This window comes from Streptomyces sp. NPDC002574, from assembly GCF_042889545.1.
Lineage (GTDB): Bacteria > Actinomycetota > Actinomycetes > Streptomycetales > Streptomycetaceae > Actinacidiphila.
In genome coordinates this window covers 433,773-448,965 of the sequence record NZ_JBIARB010000006.1, presented here as the reverse complement: position 1 = coordinate 448,965, position 15,193 = coordinate 433,773, and the positions used below count along the sequence as shown (strand labels likewise).

The 15,193-nt window shown below is 74.4% G+C and carries 13 protein-coding genes; 6 read left to right on the top strand and 7 right to left on the bottom strand.

From position 1 onward, the window contains the following. Window positions 1-10 precede the first annotated feature (10 nt). The 4 genes from ACFYXS_RS17125 to ACFYXS_RS17110 all read right to left on the bottom strand — a co-directional run bounded on the left by ACFYXS_RS17125 (window position 11) and on the right by ACFYXS_RS17110 (window position 4,258). On the bottom strand, window positions 11-433 hold the full coding sequence (locus tag ACFYXS_RS17125; RefSeq protein ID WP_389248732.1) for a roadblock/LC7 domain-containing protein: 423 nt from the start codon (window positions 431-433) through the stop codon (window positions 11-13). After that, window positions 430-3,021 (bottom strand): nitrate- and nitrite sensing domain-containing protein, encoded by a 2,592-nt coding sequence (locus tag ACFYXS_RS17120; RefSeq protein ID WP_389248730.1) that lies wholly within the window; start codon window positions 3,019-3,021, stop codon window positions 430-432. The genes ACFYXS_RS17125 and ACFYXS_RS17120 overlap by 4 nt, the downstream gene beginning before the upstream one ends. Then, the gene (locus tag ACFYXS_RS17115; protein WP_389248728.1) at window positions 3,018-3,788 is read right to left on the bottom strand and encodes an MHYT domain-containing protein; all 771 of its coding nucleotides are present in this window, start codon (window positions 3,786-3,788) and stop codon (window positions 3,018-3,020) included. The genes ACFYXS_RS17120 and ACFYXS_RS17115 overlap by 4 nt, the downstream gene beginning before the upstream one ends. A 134-nt stretch (window positions 3,789-3,922) precedes the next feature. Beyond that, a complete protein-coding gene (locus ACFYXS_RS17110) occupies window positions 3,923-4,258 on the bottom strand; it encodes a YnfA family protein (protein WP_389248726.1) in 336 nt (111 codons plus the stop codon). A gap of 61 nt (window positions 4,259-4,319) precedes the next feature. Here ACFYXS_RS17110 and ACFYXS_RS17105 point away from each other — a divergent pair, with 61 nt between their 5' ends. Next, window positions 4,320-4,919, top strand: coding sequence for a class I SAM-dependent methyltransferase (locus ACFYXS_RS17105; RefSeq protein ID WP_389248724.1), 600 nt, complete (start codon window positions 4,320-4,322; stop codon window positions 4,917-4,919). On the opposite strand, the gene ACFYXS_RS17100 is transcribed toward ACFYXS_RS17105, so the two are convergent. Beyond that, window positions 4,868-5,641 (bottom strand): alpha/beta fold hydrolase, encoded by a 774-nt coding sequence (locus ACFYXS_RS17100; RefSeq protein WP_389248722.1) that lies wholly within the window; start codon window positions 5,639-5,641, stop codon window positions 4,868-4,870. The genes ACFYXS_RS17105 and ACFYXS_RS17100 overlap by 52 nt on opposite strands. A 71-nt stretch (window positions 5,642-5,712) precedes the next feature. Between ACFYXS_RS17100 and ACFYXS_RS17095 the strand changes: the two genes are divergently transcribed. Both ACFYXS_RS17095 and ACFYXS_RS17090 read left to right on the top strand, forming a co-directional pair. Beyond that, complete coding sequence (locus tag ACFYXS_RS17095) at window positions 5,713-6,240, top strand: PadR family transcriptional regulator (protein ID WP_389248720.1); 528 nt, start codon at window positions 5,713-5,715, stop codon at window positions 6,238-6,240. Window positions 6,241-6,460: 220 nt separating this feature from the next. After that, window positions 6,461-7,288: a hypothetical protein gene (locus tag ACFYXS_RS17090; RefSeq protein ID WP_389248718.1), complete on the top strand. Its 828-nt coding sequence runs from the start codon at window positions 6,461-6,463 to the stop codon at window positions 7,286-7,288. 24 nt (window positions 7,289-7,312) lie between these two features. On the opposite strand, the gene ACFYXS_RS17085 is transcribed toward ACFYXS_RS17090, so the two are convergent. Continuing rightward, window positions 7,313-8,704 (bottom strand): FAD-dependent oxidoreductase, encoded by a 1,392-nt coding sequence (locus ACFYXS_RS17085; protein ID WP_389248716.1) that lies wholly within the window; start codon window positions 8,702-8,704, stop codon window positions 7,313-7,315. Between the two features lie 67 nt (window positions 8,705-8,771). Between ACFYXS_RS17085 and ACFYXS_RS17080 the strand changes: the two genes are divergently transcribed. After that, on the top strand, window positions 8,772-10,010 hold the full coding sequence (locus tag ACFYXS_RS17080; RefSeq protein WP_389248886.1) for a DUF4032 domain-containing protein: 1,239 nt from the start codon (window positions 8,772-8,774) through the stop codon (window positions 10,008-10,010). A gap of 37 nt (window positions 10,011-10,047) precedes the next feature. Here ACFYXS_RS17080 and ACFYXS_RS17075 read toward each other — a convergent pair whose 3' ends face one another. Further along, window positions 10,048-13,236 carry a hypothetical protein gene (locus ACFYXS_RS17075; RefSeq protein ID WP_389248714.1) on the bottom strand — a complete coding sequence of 1,063 codons (3,189 nt, stop codon included), beginning with the start codon at window positions 13,234-13,236 and terminating at the stop codon, window positions 10,048-10,050. Window positions 13,237-13,667: 431 nt separating this feature from the next. On the opposite strand from ACFYXS_RS17075, the gene ACFYXS_RS17070 reads away from it, so the two are divergent. Both ACFYXS_RS17070 and ACFYXS_RS17065 read left to right on the top strand, forming a co-directional pair. Beyond that, complete coding sequence (locus ACFYXS_RS17070; RefSeq protein WP_389248712.1) at window positions 13,668-14,132, top strand: SAM-dependent methyltransferase; 465 nt, start codon at window positions 13,668-13,670, stop codon at window positions 14,130-14,132. Window positions 14,133-14,255: 123 nt separating this feature from the next. Beyond that, window positions 14,256-15,191: a peptidoglycan recognition protein gene (locus ACFYXS_RS17065; RefSeq protein WP_389248710.1), complete on the top strand. Its 936-nt coding sequence runs from the start codon at window positions 14,256-14,258 to the stop codon at window positions 15,189-15,191. Window positions 15,192-15,193: the final 2 nt, after the last annotated feature.

Here is a 15,193-nt window from a genome sequence, read left to right as displayed (position 1 = left end):
GTCGGCCCGGTCAGCCCGCGACCGGGCCGGCGGCACCGAGACGCGGCGGTGTGTGCAGGTGCTCGCCGACCCGCTTGACGAGCCTGGCCATCTCATAGGCGATCATGCCGACGTCGGCACCGGCCGTGGTGAACACCGCGAGGCAGGAGCCCTCGCCCGCGGCGGCCACGAACAGGAAGCCGTGGTCGAGTTCGACCATGGTCTGGCGGACCTGCCCGGCGTCGAAGTGCCGGCCGGCGCCCTTGGCGAGGCTGTGGAAGCCCGAGGCGACGGCGGCCAGGTGCTCGGCGTCCTCGCGGCTGAGCCCGCTCGAGGCGCCCACCGCCAGTCCGTCGCCGGACAGCACCACGGCGTGGCGGACCTGGGTGACCCGGTCGGTGAGGTCGTCCAGGAGCCAGTCCAGCTCACCGGACCGGTTCGATGCGTCGATCATCCGTGTTCTCCTTCGCGGGGTGCCCTGCCGGCGGTACGGCCGGTGTCGGTGTCGCCGTTCTCCGGGGCCGTACGCGGCCCGCCGTGGCCGCGGGCGTCGTCGGGGTCGCGCTCGGGCGGCGGAGCGGCCCGCAGGGGCCGCCGCGCGGCCCTCTCCGTGTCGCCGTCGGCCTCGCGCGGCTGGGTGCCCCCACCGCGGATCCAGCCGCTGCGGTAGGCAGCCAGAGTCGCGCGCGCCTGCTCGGGGGAGCGCTCGGGCGCCTCCCGCACCGGCCCGGTGGCCGAGGCGTCCTCCGCAGCGGGCCGTTCGAGGAGTTGCGGCGCGAGGCTGGCCCGCCGCACCCGGCGCGGGAGCGGCCCGTCCCCGGCGGGCGTCGACTCGGCCGGGGCGGGGGCCTGCGCCGAAGAGGGGGAGGGAGCGGCGGCGACGGGGACAGGCGCGGGCGCAGGGGCCGTCGGGCCGGTCGGCGCGGGGGCCCGCTCGCGTTCCGGCACCGGGCGGGGCACGGCGCCACGCGGCGGTCGGTCGTCGCTGTCGCGCGATGACGCCGCCACCGCCGGCACGGGCTCCTCGGCCAAGGTGCCGTTCCCCTGGACCGTCGGCGCCGCGATCCTCGTTCCCAGCGCCTTGATGGCGTCGGCTTCCTGTGCGCCGGTCTCCAGCAGGGCGCTGGGCAGCAGGACGACAGCGGTGGTGCCCCCGTACGGCGAGGGGCGCAGCGCGACCTTGACGTCGTGCCGGGCGGCGAGCCGGCTCACGACGAACAGGCCGAGCCGGTCGCTGTCGAAGAGGTCGAGCGCCTGGGACTGCCCGATGCGGCGGTTCGCCTCGGCCATGGCCTCCGCGCCCATGCCGAGCCCGCGGTCCTCCACCTCCAGGACGAAGCCGTTGCCCACCTGCTCGCCGTACACGCGCACCTTGGTGTGCGGTGGCGAGAACTGGGTGGCGTTCTCGACCAGTTCGGCCACCAGGTGGGTGAGGTCGGCGACCGCCGCACCGACCACGGCCGTCCGGGGCAGCCGCCGGACCTCGACGCGTGCGTAGTCCTCGACCTCCGCGACCGCGGCGCGCACCACATTGGCGAGCGGTACCGGCTTGCGCCAGGCGCGGCCGGGTGCCGCCCCGGAGAGGATGATCAGTCCCTCCGCGTGGCGCCGCATCCGGGTGCTGAGGTGGTCGAGCCGGAACAGGTCCTCCAGTTCCTCCGGGTCCTCGGTGCGCCGCTCCATGGTGTCCAGCAGGGCGAGTTGGCGGTGCACCAGCACCTGGCTGCGGCGGGCGAGGTTGACGAAGACCCCGGAGACGCCGCTCAGAAGTTCCGCGCGCTCGGCGGCGGCCCGCAGGGCCGAGCGCTGCACGGTGGCCAGGGCTTCGGCGACCTGCCCGATCTCGTCGCTGCCATGGCGCCCGAGCGGGGCCTCGGCCTCCAGGTCGATCGGCTCCCCCGCGCGCAGCCGCCGCATGGCTCGCGGAAGTTTGCGCCTGGCCAGGTCGAAGGCGGTGTTGCGCAACTCGACGAGTTCGACGACCAGGCCGCGGCCGATGCGCACGGAGATGAGCAGCGAGGCGACGACGGCGATCAGTCCGAGCAGCACGGCCACGCCGGAGCGGCTGAGGAGGCTGTGCAGGACGGGCTCCTGCGAGGGAGCCGTGCCCACCGCGATCGCCGCCAGGCCGGTGGCCACCCGGCCGGCGGTCCGGTCCCAGGCGGCGGCCGGCGCCGCGTCGGCCGCTGCCTTGCCGGGGCCGGCCGCCAGGACGGCGTCCTCGACCACCGCCAGGTCCGCGTACTCCTCCGAACCGCTGAGCCGGTCCCAGGCACGGCGGGTGTCGCCGGTCAGCCCGGGAACGGCGGTGGCGAGGAGGAACCGGCGGGCACGGACGGCCCCGCTGACGTCCCCGTAGCGCGCGGTGGGCAGGTCGTGGTCGAGGGCGGCGGTGGACAGCAGGGCGTCCTCGCAGGCCAGTTGTTCCGCCGCGCGTCCGATGTCCAGGGCGACGCGGGACTGCGGCGAGTCCGCGATGACGGCGGCGATGGCGAAAGCGTCCGCGATCGCGTCCGTGTAGGCCTGGTAGACCCTGCCCCACTCGGCGCGTGGCGCGGTGCCGCCGGGGCGCAGCGCGTCGAGCCCGTCCACGGCCCCCACAAAGGCGCGTACGCGGTCGGCGACCTCGTCGGGCAGACCGGTCCCGTCGGCCACGGTGTGGTCCTTGCCGAGGCGGAGCTTGCCGACGGCGTGGCCGGTCGCCGAGGAGCGGCGCTTCAGCTCGGCCGCGGTGACGTCCCGCGGGTCGGCCATGTAGTGCCCCGCGGCACGGCGTTCGGCCTCCAAGGCCGTGATGGTGGTGACGACCGGTTCGCGGATCGTTTCTGCAACGCGCTGTGCACGGAACTGACGGGATATGTCCTGCGCCGTGGTGACGGCCGCGAAGGCCCACAGCGCCATCAGGGAGACGACGGGCACCATCAGGAGGCAGACGATCTTCGCGCGGACGGTCCTGGGCCGAAGGCCCGGCAGGGAGGTCCGCTGCGGCCGCTCGTCGGCGGGGAGACCGGCGTGCGCGCGGCGACCGCGCTGAGGGGTCATGCGGCGCCCTCCCCGAACCGCGTGGCGGCCGCCGAGGCCCCGCGTTCCCTCGCGGTCGGGGAGAGCGCGACGAAGGCCGAGGTGAGGAAGAGGAACGAGCCGAGACCCACGATGAGCGGGAAGAGGAAGGCGGTTGCCCCGGCCCCGCCCAGCTCGGCGGCCGACGGCCGCACGTCCACCCGCACGGCGAGCATCCCCGTGTAGTGCATGCTGCTCACCGCGGCACCCATCAGGAGCGACGCACCCGCGACGATGACGGGCCGGTGCACGGTGAGCACCGCCCACAGCGCGACGGTCGCGGCGGCCACCGCGACGGACACGGACAGGGCCACCCTCCACGGGTCGTAGGAGATACCGCCGTGCAGGCGCATCGCCGCCATCCCCAGGTAGTGCATGCTCGCGACGCCCAGGCCGGTGGTGAGCCCGCCGGCGGCCAGCGCCAGGGGACGCCCCTTGCCGTAGCCGACGGCGAACACGCCGAGGCCGACGACAAGGAGGGCGACCACCAGGCTCAGCACGGTGAGCGGCACGTTGTAGCGGATCTCCGTGCCGCTGACGCGGAACCCGAGCATCGCGACGAAGTGCATCGTCCAGATGCCGGTGGCCAGCGCGCTGGTGGCCGTGAGAAGCCAGTTGCGGCGGGAGCGGCCGGTCGCCGCCAGGGCGCGGCCGGTGCAGCGCAGTCCGAGGGCCGCGCCGACGCACGCCATGGCGTACGAGAGCAGCGGCGTCAGCCAGCCGAAGGCGGCGTGGTCCATGTGTCCCATGGCCACCGGACGCTAGTGCGGGGGCGGCGTCGAGCTTCGGCCATGACGGAACCCTGCGTTAATTGACAGGGTGCTTTCCCCACGCGGTGCCGAACGATCGCCCAGCGGCCGAACCTGCACAGGGCGGAGGTGTTTCAGGAGCCGCGGGGTGCATACATGATGACCCCCACGCCCACGAGGCACACCAGTGCCCCGATGACATCGAAGCGGTCGGGCCGGTAACCGTCCGCGACCATCGCCCAGGCGAGCGAGCCCACGATGAACACGCCGCCGTAGGCGGCCAGAATGCGGCCGAATTCGGCGTCCGGCTGCAAGGTGGCGACACATCCGTACAGGCCGAGCGCGATCACCCCGGTGCCGATCCAGGCCCAGCCGCGGTGTTCGCGCAGGCCCTGCCACACCAGCCAGGCGCCGCCGATCTCGAGGAGCGCGGCGAGTATGAAGAGGGCGACGGAACGCAGCGTGAGCATGCGACCATGATGCCCCGCGCCTGCGCTGCCCCGTCCGCGGCTCCCACCAGAGGTGTCCGACATGCATTCCGACCCCGCCCATGTGCGTGAATTCTTCGCCGCCCGGGCCGCCGGCTGGGACACGCGCTTCCCTGACGACGGTCCCGCGTACGAGGCGGCGGTGGCGCAACTCGGCCCGCGCCCCGGGCAGACCGTGCTCGACGCCGGATGCGGCACGGGACGCGCGCTGCCGTTCCTGCGCCGTGCGGTGGGTCCCTCGGGGACGGTCGTGGGCGCGGACCTGACCCCCGAGATGCTGACCGCCGCGGTCCTGGCGGGGCGCGGGGCGGACGGCGCCCTGGTTCTGGCCGACTGCGCGCGCCTGCCGCTGCGCGACGGGGCCGTGGACGCCGTCTTCGCGGCCGGGCTCATCGGCCACCTGCCGGACCCCGGTGCGTGCCTGCGTGAACTGGCCCGGGTCACCCGGCCCGGAGGGCGGCTGGCCCTCTTCCACCCCATCGGCCGGGCGGCCCTGGCCGCCCGGCAGGGCCGCCGGCTCACACCTGACGACCTGCGTGCCGAGCCCAACCTGCGGGCCCTGCTCGACGGATCCGGCTGGACCCTGACCGGCTACACGGACTCCGACGACCGGTTCCTGGCGATGGCCTCGACGAAGGCGTAGGCGTTGTCGAACATGATGTTGTGACCGGCGCCGGGGACGGTGACCACCGACACCCCGGCCGCCACCAGCTCCTGGTGTCCCGCCAGTTCGCCGCTGCGCTCTCCGATCAGGTAGGTGCGCGGAACGGTCAGGGAGAGCAACAGCGCGCGCATCGTGGGTGCGGTTCCCCGCATCAGACCGATGGCACTTCGGTGCAGCGCCACGGGATCCGCGAGCCGCATCGTGGCGCCCCACTTCGGTCCGACGCGTTCCAGGACGCCCGCAAAGGCCCCGCCGTGCACGAACTCCTCCTCCGTGAAGGCGGCGATGCCGCTGCTGCCCGCCGTCTCCGGCGGGCGGGGATCCAGATTCGCCTCCGCCAGCACCAGGCCCGCGACCAGGTCCGGACGGCGTGCGGCCAGCACAATGGCGACGGCCCCGCCCATGCTGTGGCCGACCACTTCCGCGCCGGTCACACCGGCGGCGTCGAGGGCGGCGGCGACCGCGTCCGCGTGGTCCTCCAACCGGTAGCCGAAGTCCGCCGGGCGGTCGCTGATGCCGAAGCCGGGCAGGTCGATCAGGAGCGAGCGGCGCCGCGGCAACGCCGGATGCCCGGCAATGTGCGCGAAGTAGACGGCGGATGTCGCGCCCAGGCCGTGCAGAAAGACCCGCGCGGGGCCCTCGCTCGCCGACTCCGTCCAACGTATGTGCGCGCCGCCCTCGGTGAACCGTGTCTGCTGCATGGCGGAGACCATACATCGGATCCGATGTATTACCAAGACGATGTACCCCGCGGATGGTGGAGAATGGCCAGATGCTGGAGCTCGCGATCCTGGGATTCCTGTTCGACGACGCCTTGCACGGCTACGAACTGCGCAAGCGCATCGCCGCGCTCACCGGGCACGTCAAACCCGTCGCGGAGAGCACGCTCTACCCGGCCATCAAGCGCATGGAGAAGGCCGGCCTGCTGCAACGCGAGACCCGACCGGGCGCGGTCGCCGCCCCCCGTCACGAACTCACGCTCACCGACGAGGGCCGCGCCGAGCTCCGCCGCCGGCTCGCCGAACCCTCCGGCCTCGACATCTCGGACGAGAACCGCTGGTTCACCGTGCTCGCCTTCCTCCGGCACCTGGACGACCCGGCCGCCCAGGCCGCGGTGCTGCGGCGCCGCATGGCGTTCCTCGAGGAGCCCTCCGGCTTCTTCTACGAGGGCGACCGGCCGCTGCGCGCGGAGGAGGTCGACGACCCCTTCCGGCGCGGAGTGCTGACCATCGCGCGGGCCACCACGAAGGCGGAGCTGACGTGGCTGCGCGGCACGCTCGCGGAGCTCGGCGCCGGCTAGGCCCGGATCCCGGACGCCGTCGCACGCCCGCGAACCGGAAGCGCCGGTACCGCATCCACGCAGGCAGCCGCCCTACAGGGTGCGGAAGTTGGCCGTGGTGGAGGGCCGGCGGCCCGCGTCCCGGCCGGTGAAGGGTTTTCCACAGGCGCGACCCCGCTCTCGACGCGGGTCTCACCGGCTGGTTAGGGTGCGCCCACCACGGAGAACCACTCGGAAGGGGATGCCCGTGTCCGCGACGGACGACGACGCGCTGTTCGTGCTCACGGCGGCGATGCTGACGCCCGCGCAGTTCCCGAGCGTCCTGGCGGACGACTACCCGGCGGCGTGCGCCGAACTCGGCCTCGAAGCGATCACCGACGGCTACGGCCTGATCTTCGGGCAGGACGGGACCGGTGCCCGCTGGACCGTGGCCGTCAACGACACGGCCCTGGTGGCCTGCGCCCTGGCCGCCTGGGACTGCGGGCTCGAGTACGACCTGTCCCCCGACGAGCACTCGGTGATCGCCGCCCTCCCGGGCTGGCCGCTGCCGGTGGCCGTCGCCGCACCGGGGGTCGCCGCACCCCACGACCCCGACGAGAAGGAGGCGGGACGCCCCCTCTCGCCGCCGGACAGCGACCACTGGGGGCCGGCGCAGCGGCGCATGGGCGCCGACGAGATCGCCCTGCAGTGGCGCACCTGGCGTGAGCAACTGGGCGAACCCGCCGGATCCGGCGGAACGGACGGCGAGCGGGCCGCGGAGGACCGGGCGACGGAGCCGGGCACCGCCACGGGCGGCGGCCTCCATCCCGGCGTGCGCCGCGCGCTGGCCGCCGCCCAGGAGTACGTGAACACCCCTCCGCCGCCCGGCCGCATACGGTCGACCTCGGCCGGGGAGGGCGTCCGCACGCTGCGTGTGGACGGGACGGACTGGAGCCTGGTGGCCCGCACCGACGACGTCGCCTTCGTGCTGCTCGACGACGAGCCGGGCGAGGTGCTCCCGGTCGGCCGCGGGCCGGAACTGCCCAAGCTGCTGGAAGCCCTGGACCAGCTGGCCGTCCGCCCCAGCTGAGGAGCGTCGGCGCCCCGGCCCGGCTCATCCCGCCCGGGGGGCCTCGCGCGGATCGTCGTGCACCTTGCCGGCGACCTTGCGCGCCGCCACCAGGACCGGGTCCCACACCGGCGAGAACGGCGGGGCGTAGCCGAGGTCGAGCGCCGTCACCTGCTCGGCCGTCATGCCCGCGGTCAGGGCCACCGCGCCGATGTCGACCCGCTTGGCCGCCCCCTCGCGCCCGACGATCTGGAGTCCCAGCAGCCGCCCGGTGCCGCGTTCGGCGATCGCCTTGACCGTCATCGGGGCCGCGCCCGGGTAGTAGCGGGCCCTGCTGGTGGACTCCACCACGGCGGTGACGTACTGCAGGCCGGCCGCGTCGGCCTGCGACGCCTTGAGCCCGGTGCGGGCGATCTCCAGGTCGCAGACCTTGCTGACCGCCGTGCCGACGACACCGGGGAAGGTGGCGTAGCCGCCGCCGATGTTCGTTCCGACGACCCGGCCCTGCTTGTTCGCGTGGGTGCCGAGCGGAATGTGCTGCATCCCCCCCGACACCAGGTTGAGGACCTCCACGCAGTCGCCCGCCGCCCAGACGCCGTCGGCGCCCCGCACCCGCATCGCGCGGTCGGTGAGCAGCCCGCCGTGCTCCCCGAGGCGCAGTCCGGCCTCCCGCGCCAGAGCGGTGTTGGGCGCCACGCCGAGCCCGAGCACGACGACGTCGGCCGGGTACTCGCCCTGGTCGGTCGCCACCGCCCGGACCCGCCCGTCGGCGCCGGTCAGCACCTCGCGCACGGCGGATCCGGTGACGACGGTGATGCCGAGCCCCTCCATGGCCTTGCGGACCAGGTGTCCCATGTCCGGGTCCAGGGTGGACATCGGCTCCTCGGCGCGTTCGAGCAGGGTGACGCGCAGTCCGTGCCGCAGCAGGGCCTCGGCCATCTCGACGCCGATGTACCCACCGCCGACCACGACAGCGTGCCGTGCCGGGGCGTCTTCGAGCGAGCCGAGGATCTCCTCGCCGTCGTCGAGGATCTGCACCCCGTGCACTCCGTCGGCGTCGATCCCCGGGATATCGGGCCGCTTGGGGACGGCCCCGGTGGCGATGACGAGCTGGTCGAACCCGGTCCAGCCCTCCTCGCCCGCCGTGTCGCGGGTGCGCACCCGGCGCGCGTCCATGTCGATGCCGAGCACCTCGGTGCCCAGTCGCACGTCGATGCCGCGGGCCCGGTGCTCCTCGGGCGAGCGGGCGATCAGGTCGCCGGGCCCTTCGGCGTCCCCGGCGATCCAGTAGGGGATGCCGCACGCCGAGTACGAGGTACGGCGGCCGCGTTCGAAGGCGATGATCTCCAGATCGCCCGGGCTCCTCCGTCGGCGTGCCTGGGACGCGGCCGACATGCCCGCCGCGTCGCCCCCGATGACCACCAGCCGTTCCGTCATGACCGCAGCGTATGCGTACGCCCCCGGTATCGTGCGCGGCCACCCCCGTGCCGCACACTTGTGCGTCATGGACCTCCAGATCACCGCGACCTCCCCGGAGCATCCGGCCACCCTCCTCGACCTGCCGTGGAACGTGCCGCTGGAGGAGTGGCCCGAGGAGTACCTGGTGGCCCTGCCCCGCGGCATCTCGCGGCACGTGGTGCGCTTCGCGCTCGCCGGGGACGAGGTGGTGGCGGTCAAGGAGGTCGGCGAGTGGGCGGCCGTCCGCGAGTACGGGCTGCTGCGCGACCTGGACCGGATCGGCATCCCCGCCGTGGACCCGCTGGCCGTGGTCACCGGCCGCACGGACGACCATGGCACGCCGCTGGAGCCCGTGCTGATCACCCGGCACCTGGGCGGTTCCCAGCCGTACCGCTCGATGTTCGAGACGACGATGCGGCCGGGCACCGTCAACCGCCTGCTCGACGCGCTCGCCGTCCTGCTGGTCCGGCTGCACCTGGCGGGCTTCGCCTGGGGCGACTGCTCGCTGTCCAACACCCTGTTCCGGCGCGACGCGGGCGCGTACGCGGCGTACCTGGTGGACGCCGAGACCGGCCAGATCCAGGCCAACCTCTCGCGCGGCCAGCGCGAGTACGACATCGAGGTGGCCCGGGTGAACATCGCGGGCGAGCTGATGGACCTGGAGGCGGGCGGCTCCCTGCACCCGTCGGTGGACCCGGTCACCTTCGGCCAGGCCATCGCCGACCGCTACGACGAGCTGTGGCACGAGCTCACCCGCGAGTCGGTCTACCCGGTGACCAAGCGGCACTACATCGACCGGCGCATCCGCCGGCTCAACGAACTCGGCTTCGACGTGGCCGAGATGCAGATCCAGAAGTCGCCGGACGGCGACCACGTCACCTTCCTGCCCAAGGTCGTGGACGCCGGGCACCATCAGCGCCAGTTGCTCCGTCTGACCGGCCTGGACGCCGAGGAGAACCAGGCGCGCAGTCTCCTCAACGACCTGGAGACCTGGATGGCCACCCAGGACGACTACGCGCCCGGCGACCCGCTCGGCGCCCGTCCCGAGGTGCTGGCCCACCGCTGGGTCCGCGACGTCTTCCGCCCGACCGTCCGCGCCGTCCCGCGCGAACTGCGCCGCGGCATGGACACCGCGCAGGTCTACCACGAGCTGCTGGAGCACCGCTGGTTCATGTCGGAGCGGGCGCAGGGCGACGTCGGGCTGGACGCCGCGGTCGAGGACTACGTGCACAACGTGCTGCTGCAGTCGTCGCAGGCGCCGGCGGTGCCCCTGCCGCCGGACTAGCCCCGCGCGAACGCGCGGCCGGGCTGTCCGGCGCCCGTCACCCGGCCGGGCGCCTCAGCTCCGCGACAAGTGCCGCCTCGGCGACGTCCGGGTCGGGGTGCGCCCTGAGGGCGTCCAGTTCGGCCGGCCACGGTCCCGTCCACCCGGTGGCCTCCCCGCCCGCGCGGACGAGGAGCACCGCGACCAGTCCGGCCGGTGTGCCGGGACGCCCGCCCAGGGCGCGGGCCACGTCCAGGACGGCTCGGAGGGACGAGCCGTCGTCGGCGCGGGCCGGCACGGAGCGCCGGTCGTCGAAGGACAGGACGTACGGGTGCCGCTCGACCAGCCGCAGACAGCGGTCCCACCGCTCGGCCCCGGTGTCCCCCTCGCGCAACGCCGCGACCGCGGCGCCGAAGGCCGCGTCGGCGGCGGCGCGCCCCAGCCCCGCACCTTCCAGGGCGTCGGCGTACGCGTCCTGCACCGCCGCGGAACGCTGGTGATGGTTGGCGGCGAGGCGGTCAAGAAGGCGCAGCTCCGCCCGGCCGGCCGCCAGAGCGCCGAGCGCGTCGCGCAGTGCGATGGCGGCCGTCCCGGAACGCACCGCCGCCCCGGAGAGCACGTACCCCGCGGTGTAGCGCTCGCCGTGGGGACGCTCGGCGTCGCACAGTGCGACAGCCAGTGCTCCGGCGACCGCACCGTCCGCGATGTGGTCGTGAACGAACGCGCTCAGCGCACTGCAGGCGGCTTCCACGACGCCCGTGTCGCCTCCCTCGCGCACCAGGGCGGCCAGGAAGTGGGCGTGGGACTCCGCGGCCGCCGGGGCCATGTCCCAGCGTCTGCCGATGACGGCCTGGCGTACCGCCGGGTGCCCCATCCGGGCCCGAAGGCGGGCAGGGATCCCGGGCCGGTCCAGGGCCGCGGTCAGCGGCACGGCCACGACGGCGAGCACGTCGTGGTGCTGGCCCGGCGCGTCCCACGCGGCCAGCAGGGCGCCGAACGCCTGCTCGCCGGGGCGTTCGCCCAGGGCCCGCGCCGCCTCCTTCCGCGACCCGACCGGCGCCCGCGGGTCGCGGGCGATCCCGCCGAGCCAATCGACCGCCTCGGCGTCGGGAATTCCGTCAAGGAGCCGGCGCAGCGCCGCCATCGCGGCCCGGCCGCGCACACCGCCTGTGCCGGCATGCTCCAGCAGCCGGGCGAGCGCGTCGCGGTCGGCCATCCGGCCGAGCGAGGCCAGGGCAGCGGCGACGACGGGCTGCGGGACCTCCCCTTCGACGAGCCGTCGCAGGGCCGCGGCGTCACGCAACTGAGCAGCCGCACCCGCGCGTTGCCGCAGCGGCAGGTCCTCGTCGGCGGCAACCCGCTCCAAGTGCCGGGCGATCAGCGCCCGCTGCGCGGGCAGCCAGCGCCCTTCGGCGGTCCTGGGCAGCCTCGGCACCCACGGCTGTCCGGCGACCGCCGGCAGGCGCTCCAGGAGATCGGTACGGCGGCGCGTCACCGTTTCCTCCAGGTGCGGGACCGCGACGAACCGCCTGCCGCATTGCAGGAGTTCCGCGGCACGCGCCTCCCGTGTGGCGGGGTCGGCGAGCCAGACCCCGGCGGCGCGTGCGGCAAGGGCGGGATCGTCGCTCTCCAGGGCCGTACGGGCGAGGAAGGCGTCGCAGCCGGGCAGTGCGGCGGCATGACGCTCCAGGAGTGCGGCGATGCCGAGTGCGTTCCGCGCGCCGGCGCCTTGGTGGCCCGCGGCCCAGACCGCACGGGCGGCGGGCAGGTCCACATCCAGTGGCGTCGAAGGACCCGGGAACCGGAGGTCGGCGACCACCTGGGCCAGCAACGGCGCGACGGCCACGGCCCGTTCATGGTCACGGTGCGTCGCGGCGGCCACGACCACGCGCCGCAGAAGCCGTTCTGCGACCTGGAGGGTGTACGCGGTCGAGTCGTGGGACTGGACGGTGGTCAGGGCCGCGTCCCGCAAAGCCGCGTACGGGACGGCCGCGAGCAGCCGGGCGGGGGCCGCGGCCGCCTGCTCCAGGGCCGCTTGGCGCACGACGTACTGGTCGTGCCATGCGCGTTCGCAGGTGGTGAAGATGCGGGCGTACTCAGCGGGGTCGCCGTGCCGGGCCGCGGCGGCGAGGAGTCCCGGCCAGGCGGAGGCTCGCCGGTGGACGTTGACGTCGTCGGCCAGACCGCGGTAGAGGGGCTCGGCCTCGGCCGGCGGGAGGAGCACGCCGAAGCGCGGCCGGACGTCACGTCCGCGCCCCGGACCGGCCGGCAGGTCCCGGACGAATGCGGCACGATCCTCGGGCTCCAGCGCGGCGACCGCACTGACCGGCACCTTGTGCCGGTTCCCCTCGGGCACGCGTTCCCGCACCAGACGGACGCGTGTGCCGGGCGGGAGGAGCGCCAGTAGGGGGTCGGCGGTGACGGGCTCCGCCAGGTCCCGGTTCTCGTCGTCCCGCGTGCGGCACACCGCGGCCAGGGCGGCCAGTTCCTCCGTGGCCAGTCCGCGCAGTGCGCGCCGGACGCTCCTGGGCAACGGGCCGTCGGCGAGCGGAAGTTCCGTGACGCCCGCTCGGCGGACGGCGGCCAGCAGGTCCCGGGGCCGGTGCAGGGCGGCGACCACGGCGTCGTCGGTCATGAGGCGCGGCGCCTTCTCGGCGAGGAGCAGCGCGGCCCCGGGGTCCCGCCGGGCCAAGGACTCCACCAGGACCAAGTGGCGGTGGACGAGCCGGTACCACCCGTAGGTGCCCTCGGCCCGCTCGGCAGCCCGGACCAGGTATTCCGCGACCGCCCGCGGTGCGGTGCGGACGAGTGACGCCAGCACGCCGGCGGGCGCGTCGAGCCGGGGCAGCCACTCCCCCGCCGTCCCGGCGGGGCAGGCCGCCAGCAGCTGCGCCGCCTCGGCGTCCCCGTACCGCTCGCGCACCTCCGGGAGCAGCCGTGCGGCGAGTTCACGGCGCCGGGACAGCCGCAGGACGCGGTAGACGTCGCGTCGTACACCGCGGATGTCGCCCAGCGCGAGCCGCGCCAACGCGGCGTCGGGAACGGGCAGCCGGATCGCCGCCGCCAGGGCGCGGCGGCGCAGCAGGGGTTCGTCGAGCGCGGCGGCCACGGCGTCGATGTCGCGACGGACGACGGCCAGGAAGAGCGCGAGATGACGATCGTCGGGGTTCCCGTCCGCGAGGGCGGCGCGGGCTGTGCGATAGCCGTCCTCGTCCAGGGAACGGACGTGTTCCGCGACGGCCCGCATCCGGGCAGGGAAAGGAAGGTGGTCGAAGTGCGTGTACAGAGTGCGGACTTCTCTTCGGGAGTGCTCCTGGACCCCGGCTGTGGTCGTGGCCGTCCACGACCGCGGGGGCGCCCGTGCCGAGGGGCGCAGGGGTGATCGTCCCCGTCGCCCCCGGCCTCCGCAAGCCAATTACGCCCCCCTGCGGCCGCGGGAACGCGGGCGATGTCGCCGAAGAGCGCGGTGTGGTCGGGGATCCATTGCAGGGCGGCGACGTCGACGTCGGCGTCCACCGGCTCGCGCAGGTGCAGCCCGCACGTGATGTCCGCATGGTGCGGCAGCGGTAGTGCGCCGTAGTCGGTGGCGTCCCCTTCCCTCGGCATGGCATCGCACTGGACAGGGCCGTCCACCCAGTGATACCCGTGTCTCATATCGTGATCGAAAGGGGAGCGGAGATGTCTGTGGTCGAGGTGCGTCCCATCGGCCGGGTGAGCGGAGGGCGCGTCGCCGTCGAGGACGACGACTGGGGCGGGGTGGAGGCCCTGATCCGGCTGGACGCCGCGCGATTCGGACCCGAGGCGCTGTTCGGGCTCGACGCCTTCTCGCACCTGGAGGTGGTCTACCGCTTCGACCGCGTGCCGCCGGAGCGGGAGCAGACCGGGGCGCGCCACCCCCGCGGCAACACCGCATGGCCCCTCACGGGCATCTTCGCCCAGCGCGGCAAGGACCGGCCCAACCGGCTGGGCGTCTCGCGCTGCAAGCTGCTGCGCGTCGAGGGACTGGACGTGCACGTGCGGGGGCTCGACGCCGTCGACAGCACGCCGGTGCTCGACATCAAGCCGTGGATGACCGGGTTCGCCCCGCGGGGCGAGGTCGTGGAACCGGCATGGGCCGGGGAGTTGATGCGCCGTTACTACTGACGGCGGGCGGCCGGCGTGGGTGCCCGTGCGTGCCGTGGCTCCCGGCAGGCATCCGGGTGAGGCGGCGGCGGTGCGCGGCGTGTCCTCTCCGGCCCATTTGCGCATATGGGCTGATGTTCATTTATGCAGTCAAGGCATGCGGCCACGGGCTCGCACCACGGAACCCGCGGCTCGCGCCAGGGGTCGGACGGGCCGCAGCGCCACATCAAGGGCGCGCACCGGTCCGTGCGGCGCTCCCGCCGCACCGCGACCGTCCTGGTCGTCGGCACCGGAGCGATGGGTTTCGTGGCCCTGACGGCGTGGGGCGTGCACCATGCCGTCGTCCACTCCCCCTCGCCGCCCGTCCTGTACGCCCGCCCGGCCCCCACCCCGCAGGTACAGCCGTTCCCCAACCTCACCGACCGCGTCACGATGCACCGCGTCCCCGCCTACCCGGCCGTCGAACCGCGCATCGTCACCCGGGCCTCCTGGGGGGCGGACGAATCCCTGCGCCACGAGGCACCCCACTACGGCCACGCGGTGGAAGCGGTCTTCCTGCACCACACGGACAGCGGCAACGGCTACGCCTGCAAGGACGTGCCCCGCATCATCCGGAACATCTACACCGGCCACGTGCGCGGCAAGCACTGGGACGACGTGGCCTACAACTTCTTCATCGACAAGTGCGGCACGATCTACGAGGGCCGGGCCGGCGGCCTGGCCAAGCCGGTGACGGGCGCGCACGCGGTCGGTTTCAACCAGGACACCATCGGTGTCGCGGCGGTCGGCACCTTCGACGCCCCCGGCAGCGTGACGCACGCGATGACCGAGGGGATCGCCCGGCTCGCGGCCTGGAAGCTCGGCATCTCCGGCATCGACCCCCGCTCCAAGGTCACCTTGGTGTCGAGCAACGACAAGAGCCGCTTCCCCAAGGGCAAGCACGCGGTCTTCCACGTCATCGCCGGTCACCGGGACGCCTTCATGACCGACTGCCCCGGCAACGCCCTGTACGCCGCCCTTCCGGCGATCCGCGCCGAGGCGGCCCGGCTGCAGGGCCGCCCGCTGGCGCGCAAGGGCTGACC